Below are 24,292 nucleotides of genomic sequence, written 5' to 3'. Positions count from 1 at the left end.
CACCACGTCATCGCCAGCACCACCCCCTACCACACCCCCCACACACGCTTCTCCGCCGGAATCATCAACACCCCCCACGACATCAACAAAGCACTCAACGTCATACACACACTCGCCTAACCCCCCCCCCCCACACACCCCACCCCGCAGCCGACAGCCGACAGCCGACAGACCCAGACGAGCAACCCACCCGGAACCCGGGACACAAACTCAGAAGCAGGGACGGTCCACACCCCACACCTGGAGGGCAAAGGACCGTCCCTTCTCCACACCAGTCACCAACGGCACATCAAGCAGCCGGAAACCCGCCCCCGTAGCCACAGCGACGCTGGCAGCATTCTCCGCCTCCAGCTCCAAGATCACCTGGCCCGCGCCCAGCCGCTCAAAGGCATACGCAGCCATCACCCGCACCGCCCGCACCGCCAACCCCCGCCCCCGATACGCCGGGCCAACCACGTAGCCGAGCTCCGTGCCCTCAGGAGCACGCCGCAACATCACCTCACCCAGCGGTGCACCACCATCAACGGTGATAGCCAGCAGAATGGCCGTGCCCTCCGCCCGCAACTGCCGGGCCCGGTCCAACCGCGCACGGGCAGCCACCCCGTCAAAAGGCGAGACGATCGGCGTCCAGTACGCGATATCGGGGTGGTCGAACAGCTCCGGCATCGCGGTCAGGTCCGCCTCCGTCCAGTCGCGGAGGACGAGGCCCTCCCCCGAGAGCTCCATCCGCTCGGGAAAAGACGACGTGGTGCTGCTCATGGTGGGAGACCTCCCTGGCCTGTTCAGGACGAGGCAGGATATCCGGGAGGGGAGGCGGGCGAAGGCTCGCCAGCATCATCCAGGGCCTCTCATACCCCGGCCGTGGTGTCCGCCGTCTCGCGCCCCACGGCGGAGGCAGCATCACGGCGCACACCACCGGCCGCTTCCCGTTCCTCGGACAGCCTGGGCAGGCCGTTGTGCGGCGGGGATCTCGTGATGCGCGATGCGTGTTCGTACAACCTTTCGGCGGCCTTCGCGGTCTGTTCCTGTCGTATCTGCCGTATCTGACGTTTCCGACGCAGCCGCCGTCCTGAGGAGACCCGTGCGAACACCTCTGCCCCTGTTCCGCGTCACGGCCCGCATGGGCGTCCTTGCTCTCGTGGCGGGACTCGTGGTCACCGTCGCGCCGACCGCCGAGCGGGCCGCGGCGGCAGGCCCCGTCCTGGAGTTCAGTTACGACCAGGCGCCCGACGGGCTGGAGACCTACCCCTACGAGGACCCCCGGGCCAAGACCACCGTGCGGGGGCGCAACACCGGCGCCGAAGAGGTGAAGTCGTTCACGGTGACGCTCGATGCCACCGGTCTCAAGGACATAGCCGACGTCTCGCTGGAGGATCCGGGCTGCCGGCAAAAGGAGGGCCGCGTCTTCGTCTGCGACGGCGCCAAGTTGGCGGGAGGACCGCTCAAGCCGGGCAAGACCTTCGACGTGAACGGCCTGAAAGCGCTCTCCGCCAAGGGCGCGGCGGTCGGTGCCTCGGGGGCGCTGCATGTCCGCGGGGAGGCGGGCGGCGTCACGCTGGGCGAGATGGACCTGAAGGTGACCGTCCAGGATGCCGGGCTGGTCATCGACCGTCAGACAACGTCCGGTGGGGACAAGGTGAAGCCGGGCTCGCTGGTCCGGCCGTCGGTCGGTCTCACGCATGACGGAGCCAAAGAGCTGCGCGGCATCCACGTCGCCATGTGGAACACGCCGGGGCTGTCGTTCGCCCAGGAGTTCAGCAACTGCGAGTACGGGCTCTGGGACGAAGAACCGGCGGCCCGCTGTTTCGTCGAGGTACCGGTGGAACCCGGGCGCTCGTACGACCTCGGTCTGAGCGCGCTGAAGGTCGGCGGCGCCGCGCTGGCCGAGGAGTGGCAGGTGAGTATCGGGCAGCGGGCGAAGGACCTCGACTTCCTTTCCCTCACCTCGGCGCACCGCGGCACCGGCCCCGAACTGAAACTCACCCCTCGCACCGACCCGAACGCCCCTGCCACCCCGCAGTTCGGGCCCGCCGAGGGTCACGTCTCCGCGGACAACACCATGGACCTCCAGGCCGTGGGGGCCGTTGTCGACGGCACCGGCAAGAAGACCGTGACGGCGGAGGTGGGGCTGCGTAACAACGGGCCCGCCGGCTCCAAGAGTTGGCTGGGCAGTGAACCCGGTGAGGACCCGGTGGCCGAGACCGAGGTCCTGATCCCGCCGGGCACGACCGCCGTGCAGGTCCCCGAGTCGTGCCGCGGCCAGGGCACCGCGGCAACCGGCCGGGGAAAGCCCCGCGTGCCCCACTACCTGTGCTTCCAGGACCGCGACGATTACCGCCTCTCACCGGGCGACTACATCCCCTTCGCCTTCAAACTGCGCATCGACGAGCCGCGCGCCCTCGCCCCGGGCAAGGTGACGGTCACCCGCCCGGACAGCGACCCTGACGGCACCAACAACACCGCAGCTCTCACCGTCACCGTCGACGGCAAGCCGGGCGGCGGGACGGGCACAGCGCCCGGCGGCTCCGGCTCCCCCTCCCCCAGCGCCTCCACCGGCGGCTCCGGGACGAGCACGGGCCCGGACAGCCAAGGGGCGCACCCGGCGGACGGCTCGACCGGCGGCAGCATGGCCGACACCGGCGCGGGCCCCCTCCCCTGGATCGCGGCAGCCGCGGCAGGCGCCCTGGCCATCGGCGCAACCCTGTTCGCCACCCTCCGCCGACGTGCCCGAAGCTGAACCCTGACTCTGGCACGGGCGGCTGGTAAGCCCCGTAGAAGCGGTCGGCGGCGGCGCCCGGCAGCAGTGCCCAGGCGGCGGCGAGGACCGGGCCCGCCCGCTCGGGCGCAGCGGCGGCGGTTTCCTTGACCGCGTGCTCAGTTGCCGGCCGCGGGGATCTGCGGATTCCGTCGGCCGAGGCGGGCGGCGGCATCCTGCGTCATCTGCCGCACCACTTCCCCGGCGGGCAGGATCTCCCTGACCAGGCTCACGCTCTCGCCAACGATCATGTTCGCGACGTCGAAGTCCCGCTGTGAGACGGCGGCGTGGAACTCGGCGGCGGCCTCGGCGAGGTGTGCGCGGAGTTCCGGTTCCCGCCCGTGCCATCGGTCGGTGAAGCGGTTGCGCAGCAGGCGGCCGTTGTACTCGGCGGGCCAGTCGTACTCCCGCACGATGTCGTAGACGCTGGTCCGGACGGTGTCGTCGCCGCTGGCCGCCACCGCACGGGTGTGGGCGCGAGCGGAGACCACGGCTTCCTGTGTCGCCCAGAAGCGGGTTCCGACCAGGACGCCGTCCGCACCGAGGGCGAGTGCGGCGGCGAGTCCGCGGCCGTCCGCCACCCCGCCGGCGCCCAGCAGGAGCGTGTGCGGGGAGCGGTCGGCGATCAGGTCCGCGATGTCGGGTACGAGGGTGAACGTCGAGCGCGTCCCGACTCCGTGGCCGCCGGCCTCGCCGCCCTGGGCGACGACGGCGTCCGCTCCGGCGTCGAGTGCCTGGCGGGCCTGGTCGAGCGTGTGGACCTGACACAGCAGCGGTACGGCTGCGGCGCGGACCGTGCCGGCGAACGGCGTCGGGTCGCCGAAGGACAGCATCACCGCGGCGGGCCGGTGCTCCAGGGCGATGTCGAGCAGTTCGGGGCGGCGGGCCAGGCTCCAGGTGATGAAGCCGCAGCCCACCCGGGTGCCGGCCGCGGCGGCGAACTCCCGCTCCAGCCACTCTCCGTCGCCGTAGCCTCCGCCGATCATGCCGAGGCCGCCCGCGGTGGTCACCGCGGTGGCGAGCCGGGCTCCGGAGACGAGGTCCATGGGGGCGAGCACGACGGGGTGCTCGATTCCCAAGGCGTGGGTGAGGCGCGTGGTCAGCAAGGCACAGTCCCCTTCGTCCGGGTATCCGCCCGCCGGTGGCACGGCCGGCGGTGCAGCGTCAGCGTCAGGTCCTGTCGTCGAACTCCCCTTGTCTGCCCGGAGAGACGGCCGGGCGGCGCCCAAGCACCGCAGGGCAGAGGGGAGTTCGGCGACAGGGCCTAGGTGGACAGTAGATTCGCCGGGGTTTCAGGTCCAACGACTGGTGGTGATGGGAGCCATCGCCGACGGAGAACTTTCCGGTGGCCGAGGAGCGTCGGACCGGTGAACCAGAGCGCTCAGCCGGTCGCCGTGGAGGGAGCGCCGACCATCCGCAGGACAGGCGGTACCTGCTCCACCGCCCGCACGTGGGTGAGGAAGCGGGTCACGGCGGGCGACGGCGGTGCGTCGACGCGCTGGACGAAGACGGTCTCCGCGCGTCCCTCGTCCGCCGGCAGTTCGTGCACCCGTACCTGTTCGCGGGAGGCGTGCCGCTCGACCACGGCGGCGGGCAACAGGCTGATGCCCATTCCGGCCCCGACACAGCCGATGATGCCCTCCAGCGTGCCGAATTCCATGCAGCGGACGCTGCCTGCGCCTCGCGCGTGCAGGATGCTCTCCAGACGCTTGCGGTAGGAACAGCCGGTGCGGAAGACGAGGATCCTGGGGTCGTGCAGCAGGGTGTCAGGATCGGAGACCCGGCGGGCCGTGACGAGGACGAGGCGCTCCTCGAACAGCGGGGTCTCCACCACGTCGGGCCGCCGCACCGGGCCGCTGACCAGCGCCCCGTCGAGCCGGTACGCCAGGACGTCCCGGATCAGCTGCTCGGTCGGGCCTGTGACCAGGGAGAAGTCGACGCGGGGGCAGTCCTCGGCGAAGGCCGCCAGCACCGCGGGCAGCCGCAGGCCGGCCGTGGTCTCCAAGGAGCCGATCCGCAGTGGTCCGCACGGATCGGTCTCGTCTCCGATGACGTGCTGCGCCTCGTCGACGAGCCGGCTGATGCGCTCGGCGTACGGCAGCAGCCGCTCTCCGGTGTGTGTCAGGGCCACGCCCCGTGCGTGCCGCCGGAACAGCGGTGCGCCGAGCTGCTTTTCCAGGGCGCGGATCCGGGCGCTGACGTTCGACTGCACGGTGTGCAGTTCCTGAGCGGCTCTGGTGATGCCTCGCGTGCGTGCGACGGCCAGGAAGATTCGCAGGTCGGACAGTTCCACGTCGGCCTCCACACGGGTCCGGGGTGGCCCGGAGCCTACCTCCGGCCGACGGCGCGAAAACCGCGGCACGAAGTCCAGGCGGTACGCGAAAGCGCTGGAACGCCTCGGTGGTGGTCGTGTGCTCCTCGACCGTGACGGCCCTCATGCCCGCCGTCCGCCGTCGACCGACAGCGCGATGCCGGTGACGTAGCACGCGGCGTCCGAGCAGAGCCAGACCGCCGCGGCCTCCTCCGGTGCGGCCAGCCGGCCGAGCGGCGTGATCGCCGCCTGCCGCGCGATCATGTCGGTGCCGGCCGCCACCTTCTCGAACCCGGTGGTGCGGGTCGGGCCGGGGCAGACGGCGTTGACCCGGATGTTCTGCGGCGCGTAGTCCACCGCGGCGGCCTTGGTGAGCCCGACGACGCCGTGCTTGGCCGCCACATAGGCGGGGGCGTGCGGGATCGCGTAAAGGCCGCCGTTGGAGGCGATGTTGACGATCGCGCCGCCGCCGTGGAGCAAGGGCAGCTCGTACTTCATGCACAGGAAGGTCCCGGCCAGATTGGCGCGGAGGACGCGCTCGAACTCGTCCAGGGTCATCTCGTCGAGCCGCCGGTGGTGCGAGGCCAGGCCGGCGTTGTTCACGGCGAAATCGAGGCCGCCGTACGCGGTGACCGTGCGCTCGACGGCCGCCTGCACGGAGCGTTCGTCGGCGATGTCGACGGCGACGGTCAGTGCTTCCCCGCCGTCCTTCCTGATCATTTCGGTGGTCTCGGCCGCCGTGCCCTCGTCGATGTCGAGCACGGCGACCGCGGCGCCGCTCCGGGCGAACTCCAGCGCCGCCGCGCGGCCGATCCCACTGCCGGCGCCGGTGACCAGGCCGACCTTTCGGGAAGCGTCGCTCATGCCAGCGGCTCGTGGTTCGCCCAGGCGACCCGGTACGGGTGCCGCGACTGCCAGTGGTCGATGACCTCGTGCATGCCGGGCGCGGCGAACGCCTTCGCCAGCGCGTCGGTGTCGGCCACGGCGACCTGCACGATCGCGGTCGCGATCAGCGCCGGAACGGCCTCCTCGCCGGGGACGGGGAGGTGGCGCCGTACCGCGACCGACCGTACGAGATCGGAGTCGAGCATGACCCGTTCGATGTCTGTGAGGTATTGATCCAGCTCGGCGGCCGGCAGCGGCTGATCGAAGGAAACAATCATGGTGTGGTTGATCATGCGTCCATCCTTGACGGCATACGCCGCCCGCGTCCAAGACCTTCTCGTTCTTCGGCGATAACCTGGAGGCATGATCGAATTGGAGACCCGCGAGCTGGAGTACTTCCTCGCAGTCGCCGACGAGCTGCACTTCGGCCGGGCCGCCGGCCGGCTCTCGATCGCGCAGCCGGCACTGTCGAAGGCGATCCGACGGATCGAGACCCGGCTCGGCGTCCCGCTGTTCATCCGCTCCAGCCGCCGCGTCGAACTCACCCCGGCCGGGGAGGCGTTGCGGGAACACGGGCGGCATGCGCTCAACGCGGTCAGCGCCGCCGTCCGGAACGCCCGGCGCGCCGGCGACACCAGGGCCCATCTGCGGCTCGTGCTCAAGCCCGGCGGTGACGCCGGCCTGCTGTCCGGGATCCTGGCCGCTTACTCCCACCAGCCCGACGCCCGCCGGGTGGACATCCTGTTCAGCGGGCCCGCCGACCGCACCGACTTCCTGCGCGACGGCCGGGCCGATGTCGGCCTGCTCTACGCGCCGTTCGACGATCTGGACGGCCTGGACCACGAGACGCTGCTCGCCGAGGACCGCGTGGCCATCGTCCCGTCCGGGCACCGGCTGGCCGATCACGCCGCGGTGCGGATGTCCGATCTGGAAGGCGAGACGCTGCCGCGTTGGAAGGGAGTTCCCGGGGGCGACGGCACCGGTCCCGAGGTCGCCGACGTGGTGCAACTGCTCCACATGATCACGGTGAGCCGGATGATCGGGGTGCTGCCGCGCTCGCTGGTCGCACCGGTCCCGGCCGGCCTGCGCTGCGTCCCGGTGTCCGACGCGCCGCCCAGCCGCCTGGTGCTCGCCTGGAACGAGCAGGACCGCCGGCCGCTGGTCGCCTCGTTCGTGGCCGCCGCGCTCGGGTCGCGCCGGCACGAGACCGGGTCAGGACTCGACGAACCCGGCTAGAAACAGGCGCTCACCCCTGCCCCATCACCTCCAGACCTCGGCCCTGCTCTCACAGCGCGCGGTGGCACCGGCTCGGCCAGGCCGCTTCGGCGCCGGGCCGGTTGCGCAGGGCGAGGTACGGATCGCGCAGCAGAGCACGCCCTATCAGCACCGCGTCCGCCCGGCCGTCGGCGACGAGTTCGCGGGCCTGCGACAGGTCGCCGACCGGGGCGACCGCGAGTCCCGACGCCTTCTTGAGCGTGTCCGCGAACTCGACGTGAACACCGTCCCGCACCGGCGGGCGGGCCTCCCGGTCCCGCGCCACCCCACCGGCTCCAACCACACGGCCAGCGGGTGTTCGGCAGTGTGGGCCCACGCGGCGTCGGCGGCCTCGGTCGCGGCGGACGGCATCCGCGCCGGACGGGTTCGCGCGTGGCAGGCCGGCCGCGCAGGAAGCCGGTTCCCCTCATCAGCCCCCTGGAATCGACCCTCTAGGCTGACGCGGTGACTGATGAGCAGGAGCGGGTGCAGCCGTCGGGAGTGTGGGCCACGGCGGTGGGGGTGGCCAGGGTGCGGGCGCTGGAGACCGAGCGGGAGAACGCACTGTTCCGCGACCCACTGGCACAGGCTTTCGCCACCGCCGGCGGCCTGTGGCCCTCCTCGCCGCCGCCCGGTGACGAGGCCGCGCAACGCCGCCGACTGGCCGTGTCGTTCTCCATCGCCGTCAGAACGAAGTTCCTCGACGACTTGTTGCAGCAGGCATCCGCGTCCGGGGTCCGACAGATCGTGCTGCTCGGCGCCGGCATGGACAGCCGGGCCTTCCGGATGGACTGGCCCGAGGGCACCCGGCTGTTCGAGGTCGACACCGCCGCGCCACTGGACTTCAAGGCTTCGGTGCTGCGCCAGGAGCGGGCCGTCGCGCGCTGCGAGCGGATCACCGTCGCGGTGGATCTGTGTGAGGACTGGCCCGGCGCGCTGGCCGCCGCAGGGCACGACCCGGCCGCGCCGACCGCGTGGATCGCCGAAGGACTGCTGATCTATCTGCCCGAGGACGCGGTGGAGCTACTGCTGGACCGGATCAGCTCGCAGTCGGCGGCAGGCAGTCGGCTGGGGCTGACGTTGGGCTCGCGCGGCGTGATCGAGCGCTTCGGCGCGGACGCCGCGCCGGGATCGGCGGCGTCCCTGTGGATCTCGGAGATGCCCGACGACCCGGTGATCTGGCTGGCCGGGCACGGCTGGGAGGCCGACAGCCACACCCTGCGCGAGCGCGCCGCCGCCTACGGCCGCCCGATCAGCACCCCGCCGCAACGCGCGGAGCGCCCCGGCGGACTGATCTCGGCGGTCCGCCGGTAGAGCGCCTCCCGGTTCCCTGGATGATCGATTCCAAGGGGCCTGATGAGTGGAGCCAGGTTCATGCGCGGCACGGCACGGCGCGGCGCGGCCAGCCATGCGCACGCTGACCGCCTACGACCGCTGAAGTCCGCCCGAAAACCGCCTGGCTGGACGGTGGTGTGGTCGACAGTCCTTCGCCGTGAACGAAGTGCTGCCGCACTCGCCAGCCGGGCCGGCGCCCGGATGCCGGATGCCGGATGCCGGATGCCCAAGGTTCCGGTCAGCCGGAACACCCTGTCGAGGCTGATCGCCTCGCTTCCGGGCCCCGCCACCGCAGCACCCCGCGTGGCCGGCGTGGACGAGTACGCCCAGCGCAAGGGCCGTGTCTACGGAACGGAACCGTGCTCGCCGACGTCGAGACACGTCGCCCGGTCGACCTCCTTCCCGCTCCGGAGGCCGCTACTGCGGAGGAGATGTTCACCGGGCAGCGGCAAAGCCGTGCGACAGGGCTCGACGACTACAAGCCCTACCTCGATCAGCGTTGGCAGAAAGGCTGCACCAACGTCTGGAAACTGTGGGGGGAGATCAGGGAACAGGGCTATCCCCGCGGCCACGCCAGTGTCCGTGCCTACGTCAGCAGGACGCGTCACGGCAAACCCCAACCGGTCGGCCCCCGCCCGCCGTCAGCCCAGGCCGTTACGCGCTGGATCCTCACCCACCCCGACGCCCTACCCGAAGGCGATATCGAAGGCCGAGCTGGACGCTGCGATCCGGCGCAACCACCGCGACGGCCTGATGATGCGGGAGATCGAGCGCAGGCACAACATGTCGTGGCGGACGGTCCGCAGGGCCGTGGGGTCAGCCGACCGTCGCCGCCCGATTTACTTTCAACGGCCCCATCATCGAGACCGGCACCGACTCCTGCCGCCTCGCCAGCACACGAGCCCGAGCCGAGCAGGTCAAAGCCGACTGACTGACGCCTATGTTCATTCACAGAGCGCGAACGACGCCCGCTCTCGCCACTTCACGCCGTCATGCACCATGAGGTCAACTGACGAGACACGGGAAATGCAGGGAAGTTTGCTGACAAGGCCGGCCTCAATCTCATCCAGGACAGCGTCGTCCTGACCGTCGGCGATGGTCAGGTGGGGCACGACCTCGGTGAACTTTCCGCCATAGGCAGGGGCCTCGGGCCACCGCTCAGCGATCACCTCAGTGAGCCGCCGCAACTGCGTGTCTGGCTCAGGAGCGAGATACAGCACCCCCGGAAACCTCCCACACCTCTCAAACCGCAGATCAAAGGCATGATGTCTACCGAGCACGTCAGTGAGGGCCGAGTGGACACGCGCATCTATTCGGCTCTCATCGAGGAACGGGAAAAGCACGGTGATATGTGCTGGAACCCCTGCTCGGGCTGACGGATCGAACCGTTCACGCCATGCACTCACGGTCCGCTCCGCTTCCGGGATCCTGACGATGAGTCCCGTCTGGGCCGCCTGAAACCTAACCGTGCTGTCGTCTGCCATGACAGGGCATGCTGCCACCTCAGAAGCCGACGGCAGCACTCAATTATGCGTCCCTGATCACGAGCAATCCGGGCACCGGGCAGGCGGGAGGGCCAGCGGCGCCAGAACACGACTGCCGTCATTTCCCGTAAACGTCCAGAAGGCCGACAATCACCGAACGCCGCCCGAACCCATGCCCAAACGCCGTCGGTTGATCGAAGCCACGCGCGGAACCAGCGGCGGTTGCGGTTCCGCGCGGTGGCGTACGCCCGCTGCGCCGCGGCTTCGGCCTCCAGGGCTGCGGCCCAGGTGCCCGAGGGCGCTGCTGCAGCACTCCGGCAGTGCCTGCTCCCCGGCCGGAGCGCGGCGCACCCGTGCCGGGGACCGCTCACTTCTCGTCCGGCGCATCCACGATGTTGCCCGTCTTGTCGACGGTGTGTGTGCGCCAGTACTTGTCCCATTTGTCGTCGGTCTTCTGCGGCACCTTGCCCTCGGGGTAGCGCGTATACCCCTTCGGCACCTTCTCGTTGTCCTTGACGCACGCGGAGCCGGTGGCCCCGACGGTCATAACGGGATACTCCCCGTCGCCGCAGATGTCGTCCTGAAAGAGGGAGCCGGAACAGCCGGCGAGCGCAATTACTGCGGCAGCTCCTACGAGGGCCGCGGCAGTGCGGACGCGGCGGCGTCGAGAGGCGGAACGGGGGTGGCTGGAGCCGGGGGTCACGGTCGTCTCCTGTGGGTTGTTCGGTCTGCTCTCACCGTGGTCGACGGTGACCGCCAGGTCCTGAGTAAATGTACTCAGGCCGGCGCGTGCGTATCCAACTCGTCATGATCTGAACGCGAGTCCCAAGCGATCCGCCCTCGGTCGTCCCTCGTCAGGTCCTGTTGCGAACTCTCCAGGGTCGATGAGAACAGCAGGCGTCCCTGAACTTGCCCGCGTTCGGGCGGGCTTGGGGTGTATTACCGCTGGGTGACCGAGCGAATCCAGGCGAGTTGCTGGGAGATCTCCCCGGCCTCGGCGATCTTCTGCCGGTCGGAGCCGTCAAAGACGCCGAGGAGGGTTTCGGTGCCTTGTGGGGAGATGCTCATCACCGGGCCTCCGGAGTCGCCGCCGGCGGGAATCCCGGACACCTTTTCCATGCAGAAGTCCGAGCCGCCGGGTGCGGTGTAGCCGTCGCATCGGGGGTCGTCCGGCCGTACGACCCGCAGGTCCGACTGCTTGAGCACAGGGGACTGACAGGTGTTTTCGTCCCCGGTACAGGTGGCGCCCCACCCGAACTGCCGCACGGCCTGGCCGGGTTGGACACCGGCCGTGGCCAACCGCGCCGTGCGGATCTTCATCGGCGGGACCTTGATGAGCATCATGTCGGCGTGGGCACTTCCCGCGCGTCCGCCGGGTACCGGGTGGACCGTGGTGCCCTTCCGCATGTCGAGGTTGCCGACCCGGAACGAGATCCGCTTGTCGGCGACCGGCTGTCCCTGCTCGAAGAAGCAGTGCGAGGCGCTGATGATCCACTGACGTGTGACCGCCGTCCCGGTGCACGCCGGTTTGCCGTCCACGAGCATGCGCACCGCCCACGGTCCGTAGGTGCTCGTCGATCCGCCGATGACGGCGAAGGCCGGCGCGGACGACATCACCCCGCCCGTCACCAGCAGTAAGGCGGTTAGCAGCAGTGCACGAACGCGACGCACCATTCTGAACAGCTCCTCTCGTCGGGCACGGGACCGTACTGCTAGTGAGATGCCCTACTGGGCCAAAGAGTTCCGAAGGTATCGACGCGGGGGTGGCGCTTGCTTCACTGACGTGAGCGCCAACTCGTGAGCGGCCCCGGTACTTCGCGCGCTTCACGTCATCGCGTCGTGCTGCGCCTCGCCCGGCCGGTCGGCTGCCGGCTGACTGCGCTGACCCGCCCACCACGTCGGAGTCGCGGAGTGAGCCGGGCCGTACAGCCCGGCTCGTCAGCCGTTCCCCGCGTGGCGGGAGGATTACGTAGGCCCGGAACTGCGCGGAAGCATCAGTTCCGAGTCCGTGTGGAGCGTGATGCGCGTCGGCGCGAAGGTGGTGGCGTCGACCGGCGACTCCCCCGTGCCGGGATTGCGGACGAAGCGCGGATGGGCGCCGCCGCTGATCTGCCAGCGTATGCGGTGACCGACGGCGAAGCGGTGGGCGGTGGAGCTCATCGGCACGGTGACCTGCGAGGGCGCGTGTCCGGTCGTCCGGAGCCGGCCCAGCCCGTCGCAGATGTTGGCGGAACGGCCTTGTGCGTCCACGTCGCACAGGCGGGTGAAGACGTCGGCGTGGCCGGTGTCCGTGGAGATGCTCAGCCGTGCGGAGACCGGGCCCAGGATGTCCACGGGCTCGGTCAGCGGGGGGCCGGTGAACGTCAGGACATCGGAACGGGCCTCCAGGGTGCGGTTGTCGCGAGGGCCTGCGGTGCGGGAGAGCAGCGGGCCGCCGAGGGATGGGGTGGGGTCGGCCGGGTCGTAGCGGAATGACGTCAGTGGTGCGGCGTCCGTGGGGGGCTGTCGGGTGAGGTGCCCTTCCGAAGTGGGGTACCAGGAGGTGGCAGTCGTGGCCGGCGGCCACTCGTCGAGGTCCCGCCAGGCGTTCTCGCCGCCGGTGTGCACGCGCACCGGGGTGGGGCGCAGGCCGGAGGGGTCGGCGTACAGGTGGGCGCGCAGCCATGCGAGGCTCTCGGCGAACACCTCGGGCCACCCTTGTTGCAATGCGGAGGTGTGGGTCCATGGGCCGACGAGCAGGGCGGTCTCGCATCCGGCCTGACGCAGCCGGTCGTACTGCTCGAAGGTCTGATCGACCAGCGCGTCGTGCCACCCGGTGATCAGACTCGTGGGCACGCGGAGCCGCTCCGCCGGCTCCGTCAATGGCGCGCCGCGCCAGTACGCGTCTTTGGCGTCCGGGTGGGTCATCACCTCGTCCAGCCAGGGCACTTCGCCTCCGAGGGCGGACGCGTACGCCCCGCTCAAGGGCCGCGCGGTGATGACCTCACGCAGGCGGCGCTGCAGACGCAGTGTCGCCTTCAGGAACGGCGCCACGCCCTGGTGCTGGTAGGTCATACCGGCACCGACGGCGAGGGCGTTCTCCAGGCGCAGCACACCGTCCGCGTGGAACAGGGCGTAGGGATCGTGCAGGCCCACCTGCATCACCATCGCCTTCAGTTCCGGCGGCGGGTCCAGGGCGAGGGCCCATTGCACGTAACCCAGGTAGCTGGTGCCGACGGTCCCCAACGTTCCGTTGAACCAGGGTTGTTCGCGCAGCCAGGACATCGTGGCCTGGCCGTCGGCGGCCTCGTTGCGCCACAGGTCGAACGTGCCTCCTGAACCGCCGGTGCCGCGGCAGCTCTGCAGGACCACGTGAAAGCCCTGTTCGGCGAAGAGCAGGCCGTACAAGGGAGACCACGGCAGGCCGCGGCCATAGGGCGAGCGGACCAGGAGGGTGGGGAAGTCGCCCTCGGCGCGCGGGAAATAGTGGTCAGTGAGCAACGGGCTGCCGTCGGCGGCCGGCACCACCAGCCCCGGCTCCCATCCGACATCGTGCCGTTTCGCCGGGAGACCTCGCCAGGTCGCCCTCATCATCCGTGAGGACAGTGGCGGCTTTCCTACAGGTGGTGCCCAGGGCGTCCTGGTCGTGGCATCGGGCATGCGTGATGGCATCGTTCCCCTCCTCTATTACGTACAGTGTACGAGAATAGAGGAGGCTCGGATGGCCTGCGCAAGGGGCGCCGTAACGGCCGGGGGAAGGAGCGCGGGAGGGTGTCGTATGGCGGAGGGCCGACGCCACTCCAGCGCATCCACATTCGAGCGTCGCGCCGCCATCCGCCGCCGGCCACCCCCTCGCCGTCGACGACCGCATGACAGATGTCATGCGGGCTCATGACAGACCGCACTCCCGTCGGGCCGGGCAGGCCGGAACGCTGGAGGGCATGGACGCAGTGATTGAAGCCGCGGATCTGCGGCGGCGGTATCGGGGCTTCGAGGCCGTACGCGGCATCGACCTCACCGTCGCACGTGGGGAGTTGTCCGGTGGTGAGCGGCGGCGCCTCGACCTCGCTCTGGCGCTGCTCGGGCGGCCGGAGTTGCTGTTCCTCGACGAGCCGACGATCGGTCTGGACGCGCAGTCACGCCGCGACACCTGGGAGCTGATCCGGCAGCTCAAGGAGCAGGGCACGACGGTGCTGCTCACCACCCATTACCTGGAGGAGGCCGAGCAGTTGGCCGACCGGCCCTATCTGTCGGCGGCGGCAGCGAAGCTCGGCGCGGAGAACCGCCACGTAGCGGCCCGCGTCGCCCGCGAACGCGGATGGCTGTAACCCCGCACCACGAACAATCCACAGCGAAAGCGCTCGGGAAGCGCAATGAATCAGACACTGCCGCAGCAGCTGTACCTGCTCTGCTGCACCGTGGAGGAAGGGAAGTTCGAGGTCGTCAACCTCCAGGGGCGCGGCCAGCTGCTGCGTGCCGCGGCACTGACCGAGCTGCCCCTTGACGGGCTGCTCACCACCGATGGCGGCAAGGTCGCACGACGCGCCGCCAAGCCGCCGAGCCGCCGAGCCGCCGAGCCGCCGAGCCGCCGAGCCGCCGAGCGATGGTTTCCTCGCCGAGGTGTGGCGTGACGTACCCACGGAGAAGCCGAAGTACTGGATCCAGTTCGTGCACAACAAGGCGCACACGGCCGAAGAGCCGGTGCGCGATCAGCTCGCCACGGCGGGAGTCATCACGCTCCCCGGCGAACGGAGCCTGTCGCCGCTCGCCTCCCACCAGGTCACCCTCAACGACCCGCAGCAGGTCCTCGCCCTTCAGCAGACGGCACGCAACACCGTGGTGGCCGGCCTCGATCCGGCAGCCGTCCCGGCGGACGAACGGGCCATGGCCGTGCTCCCCGTCGCATGCGAGATGACCAGCGTGTTCACACGGAAGGAGCTGCGCGAGCACAAGCACACCCGCAAGGCGCTCGCCGAACGTTTCGACGCACTCGTTCCGGGTCTGCGCAAGGCGCTGCGCGACTCGTTCCTGTCGAGCAGGGCCGTCGGGGGCGGCTGGGGCAGGTGATGAGCACCGGCCGCATCTCCTGTCGGTGGGGCGCCTGTTCCTCCGTCAGTGGGGCGGGCGCCTGCTCATCCATCGCGCTTCCGCGGCTCGGTCAGCGTCGGGTGCAGCTCTTCCCGAGGGGCCGGAGTTGATCTCCCTACGGGAGAGGCTCTCCAGGGCCGAGGTCGGGATGGCGCGGGCAAGGGGAACGCCGCCGAAGAACAGGAAGATCCCGAACAGGGGCAAGAAGAGATGATGGCCAGTAAAACCGGCCACCAGCAGGACGAGCCCCAGTGCACAGAACGCGACGCCCAGCAGCAATCTGATGCGTCCCGCACGCTCTTCCCTGATCTGATCGCTGATGTCAAGCTCAAGGTTCCGATTCCTGCGCCGGCGTTCCTGCTCCTTGCGGTACTCGGCCTCGCGCTGTTCCTGGGCCCGCCGCTGTCGCTCCTGCTCCTCGGCCCGCTCCTGTGCGGCCACGCGCTGCTTCAGTTCCTCCAGGGCGGAGTCCCGTTCGGCGCTCTGCTCGGGCGACGCATGCACATGGACGTCGCCCTCGAAGGAACCGGTCTGGATCACCAGGCTGTGGTTGACCGGTCCGCTGATCACGTTCGTGACGGAAGGGTCGTTGACGTTGCGGCGGCCGGTGTTGTCCCCCATACCGTCGAAGGTACCGACGCTTCACCGGAATCACCATCAAGTTACCTGCCGTAAAAGGCAGTTGGGCGCATCTCTCCTCAGCTGAAGACGAGGTAGGCGACGCCGACGATGCCCACGCCGACGGCGATGCCCCGCAGTGCGGGGGCCCACCACGGGCCGCCTTCGGTGTCGCAGTCGGCCGCCTGGTGCCAGCGCCCCCGGTCGTGCAGCGTCGCCGTGTCCCAGAGGGGTGAGTGACATCCGTGTGCCCGCGCGATGACTTCGCAGGTCGCAGAGTCCGCTTTCGTCACCCGCTGAGGGGCCGGGCGGTGGACCGGTGGTTCGCCGGAGCCGGAGTGCCGGATCCGGCGTCTGGCCCCGCCAACCGGGCGGGGCTTCCGGGCCGGTCCGGCATGGTGCCGGGCCGAGGGGCGGTGCGCCCGGATGCTGATGGCCTCCGAACCCTGCGGGAGAGAGCATGGACGACCGGCCCAGCGTGCAAAAAGCCCGGCAATCGGCATCCCATGGCGCGGATGGCGAGGCTCCCGGTCAGGCGGGGGTCATCGGCATTGCGCTGGCCGCCGTGCTCACGGCCGCACTCGCGCAGGGTTCCTGGCAATGGTTCTCCACCTATATCGGGGTGACGCTTCTCGCGGTGATCTTCTCCTTTTACCGGCTGCCGGTGTGGAGTCCCGGCCTCGGGTCCACGTATATGCGGAATCTGGCCGCGTATTCGCTGGTTGTCGGCCTGTGCGTAGCCATCGCGCTGGCCCCCGTACTGCAGCGCTGGGCGTGGCTTTTTCCGATGCCGGGCACGCGTGCCGGGTGTCCTGAACTGGGCAGATACGAGGCCATCCGGGCGGAGGCCGCGCTGGCGGATCTGGCGGGGCGCGACAGTGTCGCCCTGGCTCACGCGCAGGCGGCCCAGAGCCATGATGCTGTAGCTGACTGTCTGTCAGCTACTACGACCCGGTGGCTGCCGGTGTACGGGGCCGGGGTGACGCTGCTGGTGGGCCTGGGCGCGTGGTCCCTCGACCGCGCCCGGGCGAGGAAAGAGGTGGCCGCGGCCGACCGAAAGGCTCCTCGTCGCGGCTGAGGGGCGTACGCGGCCCCTTCGCACACCCCTCCCTCGGGGCTCAGGAGTGGGCGAAGACCGTGCTGGCCAGGGCGACATGGAGGGCGGTGCCGCCGAGGACGCTGAGGACGGCGTTGCGTCGCCACAGGTGCAGGGCGAGGGTGGCGGCCAGGGCGAGGGCCGCGGGCAGGGCGGCGGACGGGGCGACGTCGCGGAGGGTGTAGACGGTGAGGATGACCATCGCACCGATCGGCATGCGCTCGCTGAGATAGTGAACGGCGGCGCTGGCCCGCAGCGGAGCCAGGGCGGCGAAGGGCAGCACCCGCAGCGCCCAGGTGATGGCCGTGCTCAGGGCCACGGCGGCTATGAGGTAGGGGACGTCAGGCACGGACCGGCTCCTTCTTCGTCAGGGCGTGGCGGATCAGGAGGCAGGCGGTGAACAGGCCCAGGGCGCCCAGCAGCATCTGCCCGGGGACCACGAACCGGGCGGCCAGCGCACACACCAGGGCCAGCACCGGGGTGGGGATGTCACGGCGGGCCCGGTACGCGTCGACGGCCAGGACGGCGAACAGAGCGGTCAGCGCGAAGTCCAGGCCCGCAAGGCGTGCGGGCACCAGCGCTCCGAACAGGGCCCCGGCGGTACCGCCTGCGACCCAGTAGACCTGGCACAGAGCTTGAAGCCACACGATCCGCCGGCCGCTCCAGGACCGCGCGGCCTCCCCCGTGGTGAGCGCGTACGCCTCATCCGTCAGCGCGAATGTGCTGTAGCCCTTCCCCCAGCCGCTCTTGACCCGGTGCAGCGGGAAGGACAGCGCGTAGAAGACGTGCCGGAAGTTGACCAGGAACGCGGTCAGCGCCACCTGTGCCAGCGGCGTGGCGGCGGCGACCAGGCCGACGAGCAGGAACTCCAGCGACCCGGCGTAGACGAAGGCGGTGAACACGGGCGCCCACCACCAGGCGAGGCCCGCATGCACCACCAGCACGCCCAGCGCGATCCCCAGCGGGAACAGGGCGAGGCCCACCGAGCTGGAGTCCTTCAGCGCCGCCCGGAAATCCGACGCGGGTCGGACGGGCGGCGGTGAAGCCGGTGCGAGGGCGGGGCCTTGGGTGTCGGCCGGTGAAGCAACCATGCAGCAATCGTAGGACTCTTTGCGCGTAATATGGTTTCCAATTATTCCGCTTGACTCGCAGAGTGAGCAATAAAATGAAACTCGATGACGTGGATCGCGAAATTTTGTTCCGCCTGCGTCAGGACGGGCGCCTGACGAACGTCGAACTGGCCAGGCAGGTCGGCCTGACCCCGCCGCCCTGCCTGCGCCGCGTCAAACGCCTTGAGGAGGCCGGAATCATCAACGGCTACCGAGCACGCATCGACCCCGCCGCCGCCGGCCGCGGCTTCGAGGTCATGGTCGCCGTGGAGATCAGCGTCAACGACCTGCAGACCGTCGAGGAACTGGAGAGCGCGATCGCCTCCTACGACGAGGTGCTGGAGTTCCACCGGCTCTTCGGCCGGCCCGACTACCTCATCCGCGTCGCCGTCGAGGACCAGGCCGTCTTCGAGACCTTCCTGACCGCCAAGCTCATGGGGCTGCGGGCGGTGGCCCGGGTCGACTCCCATCTGATCATGAAGAAGATCAAGACCGACGACTGAGGGCTCAGGCGTCCAGGCGTCGCCGGGCGAGCCAGGTGACGATCTCCGGGTCGTGGTGGTCGAAGAACAGCGACGACCCGGTGTCGAGTGCGGCGATCTGCGCCATCTGCTCGTCGGTGAGCGCAAAGTCGAAGATGTCGATGTTCTCCGCCATGCGCTCGGGCCGGACCGACTTGGGGATCGCGACGACATCGCGCTGGGTCAGCCAGCGCAGCACCACCTGCGCGACGGACTTGCCGTGCTGCCGTCCGATCGCGCCCAGCAGGGGGTGGGTGAACAGGTCGTTCCTGCCTTCGGCGAAGCCGCCCCAGGACTGGATCTGCACCCCGTGCTCGCGCATCAGGTCCTGGTGGTCGGCGCGCTGGAAGAACGGGTGCGTCTCGATCTGGTTGACCGCGGGCACCACCTCGTTGTTGACGATCAGGTCGATCAGCCGGTCGGGGGAGAAGTTGGCGACGCCGATCGCCCTCGCACGGCCCTCGCGGTGGAGGGTCTCCATGGCGCGCCACTGGCCGTAGACGTCGCCGTAGGGCTGATGCATCAGGTACAGGTCGAGGTGGTCGAGGCCGAGCTTGTGCAGCGACGTCTCGAAGGCGCGCGTGGTGTTCGCCTCGGCGGGGGCGTCCTGGACCCACAGTTTGGTGGTGACGAACAGGTCATCGCGCGGGATGCCGCTGCTCTTGACGGCTCGCCCGACGGCCTCTTCGTTGCCGTAGGCGGCGGCGGTGTCCAGGAGGCGGTAGCCGGCGGCGAGTGCATCGGATACGGCCCGTTCGGTGTCGTCGGCGGGGATCTGGTAGACGCCGAAGCCGAGGATCGGCATCTCGACACCGTTGTTCAATGTCACGTGCTGCATGGGGTGGTTCCTTTGCCAGTTGGGGCGGGTTCAGAAGGTGATCAGGGCCTTGAGGACGTGGCGGTCGGCCATGGCCCGGTAGGCGTCGGGGGTCTCGTCGAGCGTGAAGTGCCGGTCGAAGACGCGGCCGGGGGTGATGGTGCCGTCCAGGACGTCCGGCAGCAGCTCGTCGATGTAGGCGCGGGACGGGCCGGCGCCGCCGGTGAGGGTGATGTTCCGCATGAACAGCGAGGGGCCGAGGGGGCCGTCCTCGTACTGCGGGACGCCCAGGCGGCTGACGGTTCCGCCGTCGACGACCGTGGCGAGGGAGGTCTCGAACGCTTCGCGGGTGCCGACGGCCTCGATGACCTTGTCGACGCCGTCGCCGCCGGTCAGCTCGCGCACCCGCGCGACGCCCTCCTCGCCGCGTTCGGCGACGACGTCGGTGGCACCGAAGTCGCGGCCGATGCCGGTGCGGGCGGGGTGGCGGCCCATGAGGACGACGCGTTCGGCGCCCAGGCGCCTGGCGGCGATCACCGCGCACAGGCCGACCGCGCCGTCCCCGACGACCAGCACCGCGTCACCGCGGCCGACGCCGGCCGTGACGGCGCCGTGGTGGCCCGTGGTCATCACGTCCGACAGGGTCAGCAAGGAGGGCAGCAGCGTGGGGTCGACGGCTTCGGGCAGCTTGACCAGGGTGCCGCCGGCGTGCGGGACGCGCACCGCCTCGCCCTGGCCGCCGTCGACCCCGTCGAATCCGTACCGGCCGCCGTGCCGACAGGAGAAGTGCAGGCCCTTGGCGCAGTAGTCGCAGGTGTTGTCGCAGTACGTGAACGGGGCGACGACCAGATCACCGGCCCGCAGGCCGGTCACGTCGGTGCCGGTCTCCTCGATGACGCCGAGGAATTCGTGCCCCATCGGCCGCCCGGTGCCGGCGGCGGGCAGCGACTTGTAGGGCCACAGGTCGCTGCCGCACACGCACGCGTGGACGGTGCGTACGACGGCGTCGGTGGGCTGCTGGATCTTCGGGTCGGGACGGTCCTCGATGCGGACGTCTCCGGCTCCGTACATCACTGCTGCGCGCATGGAACAGGTACTCCTGACGGGTGGGGAGGGAAAGGGGGCGGGGGCCGGGTCAGCGTTCGAGCAGCTGCCGGCCGGCCTCGGTGTGGGTCTCGCCGGCGGCCGGCGGAAGGGCGTTGAGCTGCGCGAGCTGCTCCGCGGTCAGCTCGACGGCATCGGCGGCGGTGTTCTCCTCGACCCGGTGCACGCGTTGGGTGCCGGGGATCGGGGCGATGTCGTCGCCCTGCGCGAGCAACCAGGCCAGCGCGACCTGCGCCGGTGTGGCACCTGCCTGGGCGGCGACGGTTTGGACCTCGTCGGCGAGGAGCAGGTTGTGCTGGAAGTTTTCCCCGGTGAAGCGCGGGTTGCCGTGCCGGAAGTCGCCTTCCTTGAAGCCGTCGGTGGAGCGGATGCGGCCGGTGAGGAAGCCGTGCCCGAGCGGGGCGAACGGCACCAGGCCGATGTTCAGCTCCCGCAGGACGGACATGCCCATCGCACCGAGGCCGATCCGGGAAATCTCCAGGTCACGCAGGTTGATGTAACGCATCTGCTCTCTCCGGTTCCTTTCCTGGCGGCGATTCCGCCGGGGTCCGCCGCCCTGGCAGCGCCTGTTCGGGCAGGTGACGGACCGCGGCGTCGGCCGATGCACGGCCGGTTCACCTCCGTGTCCGTGGAAGCGTTCAGCGCCTCGTTCCGCCACCCTCGCGCGGTTCCGGCCGGTGTGGCAGGGCGGGCTCTTCGGGGGTAATGACAGGGCCCCCCACCGCCCTGCGCTCCAGGTCAGTGCGGTGTGACACTGAAGCCATGGCATCTGAGGGCACTCCCACCGGCAGCGGCACGCGCAGCGAAGGCGTGGAGCTGGGCCGCTTCCTGCGGGCACGCCGTACGCAGACCGGTCCGGAACAGGTCGGTCTCACGGTCGGCCCCGGACTGCGCCGCACCCCCGGGCTGCGCCGCGAGGAGCTGGCGACCCTGGCCGGGATCAGCATCGACTACTACGTACGCCTGGAACGCGGCAAGGAGACCCGCCCCAGCCCCTCCGTCCTCGACGCGCTCGCCCGTGCGCTGCACCTGGACGACCAGGAACACCAGCATCTGCGCGAACTGGCCGCCCGCGCCGCCCGGTACGCTCCCGAGCCGCCGCCCGCGCCGAGCCGCACGGTGCGCCCGCACCTGAAGCTGCTGCTGGAGTCGATGCGTCCGAACCCCGCCTACGTCATCAGCCGCAGCATGGACATGCTGGCCTGGAACCCCGGCGGTCTCGCCCTGTACGCGGGCCTGGACGACTGGCCGGCCAAGCAGCGCAACCTCGCCCGCTACCTTTTCCTCCACCCGGCCGCCCGGGACCTGTTCCCCGACTGGGACCGCCAGATCACCGGCTGCGTCGCCCGGCTGCGCGCCGTCGCCGGCACGGCGCCCGACGCCCCCGACCTGACCCACCTCGTGGGCGAACTCCTCCTGAAAAGCCCCGACTTCGCCGGTCTGTGGGAACGCTACGACGTCACCGGCCGCAAGCCCGCGCAGAAGACCTTCCGCCACCCCCAGGTCGGCACGATCACCCTCACCTCCCAGGCCATGCATCTGGAAGGCACCCCCGGCCGGCGCATCGGCGTCTACACCGCCGAGCCGGGCACACCCGACCACGACGCCCTGCTCCTGCTCGACATGACCGCCCCTCAGACCACCCGGCGCACGTCGCACACGGGAACCCCTCCCCCGGGGCCCTGACGCACAGCGGAGCCGACGCGGTCGCTCACCGCTGCCGACGCACCATCTCGGTGATCCAGGTGGGCGCGAACGGAGATGTGCAGCCCGGGGACGTCGGGTAGTCCTTGAGCACCTCCAGGCGCTCACCGATGGCGAGGGCACGCGTACGGTGCTCGGCGTGCTCGATCCCGATCTGGGCCAGGCAGTGGTTCATCGCCCATTGCAGGCGGGCCGGGGCGTCCTTCAGCTGCGCCTCGATGACGTCGAGCAGTCCCGCGAGGTCGAGGCCGTCGGGCTGCTTCGCCACGCGTTCGGTGGTCAGCGCCCAGCCGGCGCTCGCGACCACCGGGTCCTGGTCGGCGGACCAGGCCAGGCGCAGCTCTTCGGCGTGCGGGTTCTTCTTCACCACGTAGTTCACGAGCCAGTCGTGCACCTTGGGTGTGCGGGCCTGGCGCACCATGGTGTCCAGCTCGTCACGCGCGAACGCCTTCGGGCGGCAGATCAGGAGCGCCAGCAGTCTCGCCGCGGTGTCGTCCGTCTCCCAGAGCCGGCACGCGAGTTCCTGCTGCGTCTTCAGCCGCTTCGCGAGCGCGCGCAGCTTGCCGAGGTTCACACCGTGATCGTCACCGTGCTTCTCGTTCACCTTGCGTGCCTTCGGGTCCTCCAGCGCGGCCAGCTCGGCCATCACCTCGGCCACCGTCGTCCCGGCCATCCCAGCCTCCTGTCCTTCACGTGCGGATTCAGCCTACGACGGACGTCGGCACCGCTCAGCACCGCTCATCTCTGCGCGAGGAGGTCATCGGGCAGGCCGAGATGGCGGCGGAGCGCCTGTCGGCCGACGGCTGTGACGGTCACGGCGCGCGTGGTGCCGATGGGCGTGATCCAGCCCGCGTCGGACGCGTGACGGCACAGGGCGGCGCCGACGGCACCGGCCAGGTGCGGGCGGCGTTCGGTCCAGTCCAGGCAGGACCGTACCGACGGGCGGCGGGTGCCCGCCGGGACGGTGATGCCGAGTTCCGCGAGCCAGGTCTTCCCTGCGCCAGTGAGCCCGAGTCCGTGCTCCAGGTCGAGGAGTCCTCGCCGGGTCATCGCGTCGGTGATGGCGACCCCGACGGTGCCGGCGAGGTGGTCGTAGCAGGTGCGGGCGTGGGCGAGGGCCTGCCGGCGGCCGGACGCGGACAGGGAACGGGGCGGCGCGGGGCGGCCGGGTGCCAGCGCGGCGAGCTTCTCGACCAGCTCGGCCACGTGCGGACCGGCCAGCCGTACGTAGCGGTGGCGGCCCTGGCGTTCCTCGGCGAGCAGGCCACCGCGCACGAGTGCGTGCAGGTGCTCGGTCGCGGTCGAGGGCGCCACCCCCATATGACGCGCCAATTCGGTCGCCGTCCATGCCCGGCCGTCGAGCAGGGCCAGGCAGAAGCCCGCCCGTGTGCCGTCGGCCAGCAGCCTCGCCACGGAGGCCAGATCGGGGGCGTCCCCGGGTGCGCGCCGCGTGTCCATGCGGTCCATTGTCCCCCGTGACACTTCGGCCCCTGCCGAAACGACCGGATCCTAGGCTCCCCGCCATGCACACAGCACCTCCTCACACCTCGCCATCGGCGGCAGCCGCCACCCATCTGGAGATCGAGCCGAGCATCCTGTACTTCGGGACGCCGGTGGCCCTCCTGTCGACGGAGAATCAGGACGGCTCGTTCAACCTCGCCCCGATCTCCTCCGCCTGGGCACTCGGGCGGACGGTGGTGATCGGACTGGGCCGCGACGGGCAGACCGCGCACAACCTCGGCAGCCGGCCCGACCTGGTGATCAGCCTGCCGGCGCCCGCGCAGTGGCCAGCGGTGGAGCGGCTGGCGCCGCTGACCGGCCGGAATCCGGTGCCGGCGGCCAAGGCAGCGGGCTTCCGCTTCGAGCCGGACAAGTTCGCCGCGGCCGGCCTGACCTGCGCACCGTCCCAGCTGGTCCGGCCGCCTCGGGTCGCCGAGTGCCCGCTCCAGCTGGAGGCCCGCGCGGAGCGGGTGCGGCCGGACGTCTCCGGGGACTTCGTCATCGTCGAGGCAGCCGTACACAAGGTCCACGCCGACTCACGCATCGTCGTGCCGGGCACCGACCACATCGACCCCGCCGCCTGGAGCCCCCTCGTCTACAACTTCCGTCACTACTTCGGACTCGGCCCGGAACTCGGCCATTCCTACCGCACCCAGACCCCCCGCAACCCCGAGGAGCCCGCCACGGAGGGCGCACTCGTCGGCACGGCGCCCAGCTGAATTCGGGCGGTCG

At 70.4% G+C, this 24,292-nt stretch carries 27 protein-coding genes and 3 pseudogenes; 11 read left to right on the top strand and 19 right to left on the bottom strand.

Annotation, left to right across the window (positions count from 1 at the left end; genetic code table 11):
* Positions 1–210: 210 nt before the first annotated feature.
* On the bottom strand, positions 211–759 hold the full coding sequence (locus ACIBK8_RS23495; RefSeq protein ID WP_399043758.1) for a GNAT family N-acetyltransferase: 549 nt from the start codon (positions 757–759) through the stop codon (positions 211–213).
* A gap of 322 nt (positions 760–1,081) precedes the next feature.
* Between ACIBK8_RS23495 and ACIBK8_RS23490 the strand changes: the two genes are divergently transcribed.
* Entirely contained in the window at positions 1,082–2,737 is a 1,656-nt protein-coding gene (locus tag ACIBK8_RS23490) for a hypothetical protein (RefSeq protein ID WP_399043757.1), read from the top strand.
* 137 nt (positions 2,738–2,874) lie between these two features.
* On the opposite strand, the gene ACIBK8_RS23485 is transcribed toward ACIBK8_RS23490, so the two are convergent.
* From ACIBK8_RS23485 to ACIBK8_RS23470, 4 genes are all read right to left on the bottom strand, one after another.
* Positions 2,875–3,861 carry an NAD(P)H-dependent flavin oxidoreductase gene (locus ACIBK8_RS23485; protein ID WP_399043755.1) on the bottom strand — a complete coding sequence of 329 codons (987 nt, stop codon included), beginning with the start codon at positions 3,859–3,861 and terminating at the stop codon, positions 2,875–2,877.
* Between the two features lie 275 nt (positions 3,862–4,136).
* Positions 4,137–5,048, bottom strand: coding sequence for a LysR family transcriptional regulator (locus ACIBK8_RS23480; RefSeq protein ID WP_399043754.1), 912 nt, complete (start codon positions 5,046–5,048; stop codon positions 4,137–4,139).
* 141 nt (positions 5,049–5,189) lie between these two features.
* Positions 5,190–5,930 carry an SDR family NAD(P)-dependent oxidoreductase gene (locus tag ACIBK8_RS23475; protein ID WP_399043752.1) on the bottom strand — a complete coding sequence of 247 codons (741 nt, stop codon included), beginning with the start codon at positions 5,928–5,930 and terminating at the stop codon, positions 5,190–5,192.
* On the bottom strand, positions 5,927–6,244 hold the full coding sequence (locus tag ACIBK8_RS23470; protein ID WP_399043750.1) for a hypothetical protein: 318 nt from the start codon (positions 6,242–6,244) through the stop codon (positions 5,927–5,929). Before ACIBK8_RS23470 ends, ACIBK8_RS23475 begins: the two co-directional genes overlap by 4 nt.
* Positions 6,245–6,314: 70 nt before the next feature.
* Here ACIBK8_RS23470 and ACIBK8_RS23465 point away from each other — a divergent pair, with 70 nt between their 5' ends.
* The gene (locus ACIBK8_RS23465) at positions 6,315–7,187 is read left to right on the top strand and encodes a LysR family transcriptional regulator (RefSeq protein WP_399043749.1); all 873 of its coding nucleotides are present in this window, start codon (positions 6,315–6,317) and stop codon (positions 7,185–7,187) included.
* 49 nt (positions 7,188–7,236) lie between these two features.
* Here ACIBK8_RS23465 and ACIBK8_RS23460 read toward each other — a convergent pair whose 3' ends face one another.
* Complete coding sequence (locus ACIBK8_RS23460; RefSeq protein ID WP_399043747.1) at positions 7,237–7,491, bottom strand: hypothetical protein; 255 nt, start codon at positions 7,489–7,491, stop codon at positions 7,237–7,239.
* A 179-nt stretch (positions 7,492–7,670) separates the two neighbouring features.
* Between ACIBK8_RS23460 and ACIBK8_RS23455 the strand changes: the two genes are divergently transcribed.
* Both ACIBK8_RS23455 and ACIBK8_RS23450 read left to right on the top strand, forming a co-directional pair.
* On the top strand, positions 7,671–8,519 hold the full coding sequence (locus tag ACIBK8_RS23455) for a class I SAM-dependent methyltransferase (protein WP_399043746.1): 849 nt from the start codon (positions 7,671–7,673) through the stop codon (positions 8,517–8,519).
* A gap of 847 nt (positions 8,520–9,366) precedes the next feature.
* A pseudogene (locus tag ACIBK8_RS23450) lies at positions 9,367–9,471 on the top strand (AAA family ATPase); the annotation flags it as partial.
* Positions 9,472–9,484: 13 nt separating this feature from the next.
* On the opposite strand, the gene ACIBK8_RS23445 reads toward ACIBK8_RS23450, so the two are convergent.
* From ACIBK8_RS23445 to ACIBK8_RS23430, 4 genes are all read right to left on the bottom strand, one after another.
* On the bottom strand, positions 9,485–10,024 hold the full coding sequence (locus ACIBK8_RS23445; RefSeq protein ID WP_399043745.1) for a 2'-5' RNA ligase family protein: 540 nt from the start codon (positions 10,022–10,024) through the stop codon (positions 9,485–9,487).
* A 367-nt stretch (positions 10,025–10,391) separates the two neighbouring features.
* The gene (locus ACIBK8_RS23440; RefSeq protein WP_399043744.1) at positions 10,392–10,727 is read right to left on the bottom strand and encodes an SCO0607 family lipoprotein; all 336 of its coding nucleotides are present in this window, start codon (positions 10,725–10,727) and stop codon (positions 10,392–10,394) included.
* 236 nt (positions 10,728–10,963) lie between these two features.
* Entirely contained in the window at positions 10,964–11,698 is a 735-nt protein-coding gene (locus ACIBK8_RS23435; RefSeq protein WP_399043743.1) for a S1 family peptidase, read from the bottom strand.
* A 291-nt stretch (positions 11,699–11,989) separates the two neighbouring features.
* Positions 11,990–13,594 (bottom strand): CocE/NonD family hydrolase, encoded by a 1,605-nt coding sequence (locus ACIBK8_RS23430; RefSeq protein ID WP_399043766.1) that lies wholly within the window; start codon positions 13,592–13,594, stop codon positions 11,990–11,992.
* Positions 13,595–14,034: 440 nt separating this feature from the next.
* Here ACIBK8_RS23430 and ACIBK8_RS23425 point away from each other — a divergent pair.
* From ACIBK8_RS23425 to ACIBK8_RS23415, 3 genes and pseudogenes are all read left to right on the top strand, one after another.
* A pseudogene (locus ACIBK8_RS23425) lies at positions 14,035–14,244 on the top strand (AAA family ATPase); the annotation flags it as partial.
* 132 nt (positions 14,245–14,376) lie between these two features.
* Positions 14,377–14,634: a GPP34 family phosphoprotein gene (locus tag ACIBK8_RS23420; protein ID WP_399043742.1), complete on the top strand. Its 258-nt coding sequence runs from the start codon at positions 14,377–14,379 to the stop codon at positions 14,632–14,634.
* Positions 14,624–15,070, top strand: coding sequence for a GPP34 family phosphoprotein (locus ACIBK8_RS23415; RefSeq protein WP_399043740.1), 447 nt, complete (start codon positions 14,624–14,626; stop codon positions 15,068–15,070). The genes ACIBK8_RS23420 and ACIBK8_RS23415 overlap by 11 nt, the downstream gene beginning before the upstream one ends.
* A gap of 45 nt (positions 15,071–15,115) precedes the next feature.
* On the opposite strand, the gene ACIBK8_RS23410 is transcribed toward ACIBK8_RS23415, so the two are convergent.
* Complete coding sequence (locus tag ACIBK8_RS23410) at positions 15,116–15,712, bottom strand: hypothetical protein (protein ID WP_399043739.1); 597 nt, start codon at positions 15,710–15,712, stop codon at positions 15,116–15,118.
* Between the two features lie 77 nt (positions 15,713–15,789).
* The gene (locus tag ACIBK8_RS23405; RefSeq protein ID WP_399043738.1) at positions 15,790–16,002 is read right to left on the bottom strand and encodes a hypothetical protein; all 213 of its coding nucleotides are present in this window, start codon (positions 16,000–16,002) and stop codon (positions 15,790–15,792) included.
* A 167-nt stretch (positions 16,003–16,169) separates the two neighbouring features.
* Between ACIBK8_RS23405 and ACIBK8_RS23400 the strand changes: the two genes are divergently transcribed.
* Positions 16,170–16,787: a hypothetical protein gene (locus tag ACIBK8_RS23400; RefSeq protein ID WP_399043736.1), complete on the top strand. Its 618-nt coding sequence runs from the start codon at positions 16,170–16,172 to the stop codon at positions 16,785–16,787.
* Between the two features lie 40 nt (positions 16,788–16,827).
* Here ACIBK8_RS23400 and ACIBK8_RS23395 read toward each other — a convergent pair whose 3' ends face one another.
* Both ACIBK8_RS23395 and ACIBK8_RS23390 read right to left on the bottom strand, forming a co-directional pair.
* Complete coding sequence (locus ACIBK8_RS23395; RefSeq protein ID WP_399043735.1) at positions 16,828–17,154, bottom strand: branched-chain amino acid transporter permease; 327 nt, start codon at positions 17,152–17,154, stop codon at positions 16,828–16,830.
* Positions 17,147–17,896, bottom strand: coding sequence for an AzlC family ABC transporter permease (locus ACIBK8_RS23390; protein ID WP_399043734.1), 750 nt, complete (start codon positions 17,894–17,896; stop codon positions 17,147–17,149). The genes ACIBK8_RS23395 and ACIBK8_RS23390 overlap by 8 nt, the downstream gene beginning before the upstream one ends.
* A 74-nt stretch (positions 17,897–17,970) precedes the next feature.
* Between ACIBK8_RS23390 and ACIBK8_RS23385 the strand changes: the two genes are divergently transcribed.
* Entirely contained in the window at positions 17,971–18,417 is a 447-nt protein-coding gene (locus ACIBK8_RS23385; RefSeq protein WP_393680400.1) for an Lrp/AsnC family transcriptional regulator, read from the top strand.
* Between the two features lie 4 nt (positions 18,418–18,421).
* Here the strand turns inward: ACIBK8_RS23385 and ACIBK8_RS23380 are convergent, their stop codons facing one another.
* The 3 genes and pseudogenes from ACIBK8_RS23380 to ACIBK8_RS23370 form a co-directional block, all read right to left on the bottom strand.
* Complete coding sequence (locus ACIBK8_RS23380; protein WP_399043733.1) at positions 18,422–19,273, bottom strand: aldo/keto reductase; 852 nt, start codon at positions 19,271–19,273, stop codon at positions 18,422–18,424.
* 30 nt (positions 19,274–19,303) lie between these two features.
* Positions 19,304–20,338 (bottom strand): zinc-binding dehydrogenase, encoded by a 1,035-nt coding sequence (locus ACIBK8_RS23375; RefSeq protein WP_399043732.1) that lies wholly within the window; start codon positions 20,336–20,338, stop codon positions 19,304–19,306.
* A gap of 49 nt (positions 20,339–20,387) precedes the next feature.
* A pseudogene (locus ACIBK8_RS23370) lies at positions 20,388–20,801 on the bottom strand (aldo/keto reductase); the annotation flags it as partial.
* Positions 20,802–21,118: 317 nt separating this feature from the next.
* On the opposite strand from ACIBK8_RS23370, the gene ACIBK8_RS23365 reads away from it, so the two are divergent.
* The gene (locus ACIBK8_RS23365; protein ID WP_399043731.1) at positions 21,119–22,042 is read left to right on the top strand and encodes a helix-turn-helix transcriptional regulator; all 924 of its coding nucleotides are present in this window, start codon (positions 21,119–21,121) and stop codon (positions 22,040–22,042) included.
* 25 nt (positions 22,043–22,067) lie between these two features.
* Here the strand turns inward: ACIBK8_RS23365 and ACIBK8_RS23360 are convergent, their stop codons facing one another.
* Together ACIBK8_RS23360 and ACIBK8_RS23355 are read right to left on the bottom strand one after the other, a co-directional pair.
* A complete protein-coding gene (locus ACIBK8_RS23360) occupies positions 22,068–22,733 on the bottom strand; it encodes a DNA alkylation repair protein (RefSeq protein ID WP_399043730.1) in 666 nt (221 codons plus the stop codon).
* 65 nt (positions 22,734–22,798) lie between these two features.
* Positions 22,799–23,527 (bottom strand): ArsR/SmtB family transcription factor, encoded by a 729-nt coding sequence (locus ACIBK8_RS23355; RefSeq protein ID WP_399043729.1) that lies wholly within the window; start codon positions 23,525–23,527, stop codon positions 22,799–22,801.
* 56 nt (positions 23,528–23,583) lie between these two features.
* Between ACIBK8_RS23355 and ACIBK8_RS23350 the strand changes: the two genes are divergently transcribed.
* Entirely contained in the window at positions 23,584–24,279 is a 696-nt protein-coding gene (locus tag ACIBK8_RS23350) for a flavin reductase family protein (RefSeq protein WP_399043728.1), read from the top strand.
* Positions 24,280–24,292: the final 13 nt, after the last annotated feature.

It is taken from the genome of Streptomyces sp. NPDC050161, from assembly GCF_044460025.1.
In the GTDB taxonomy this organism is placed as follows: domain Bacteria; phylum Actinomycetota; class Actinomycetes; order Streptomycetales; family Streptomycetaceae; genus Streptomyces.
This window is presented reverse-complemented; position numbering and strand designations above follow the sequence as displayed.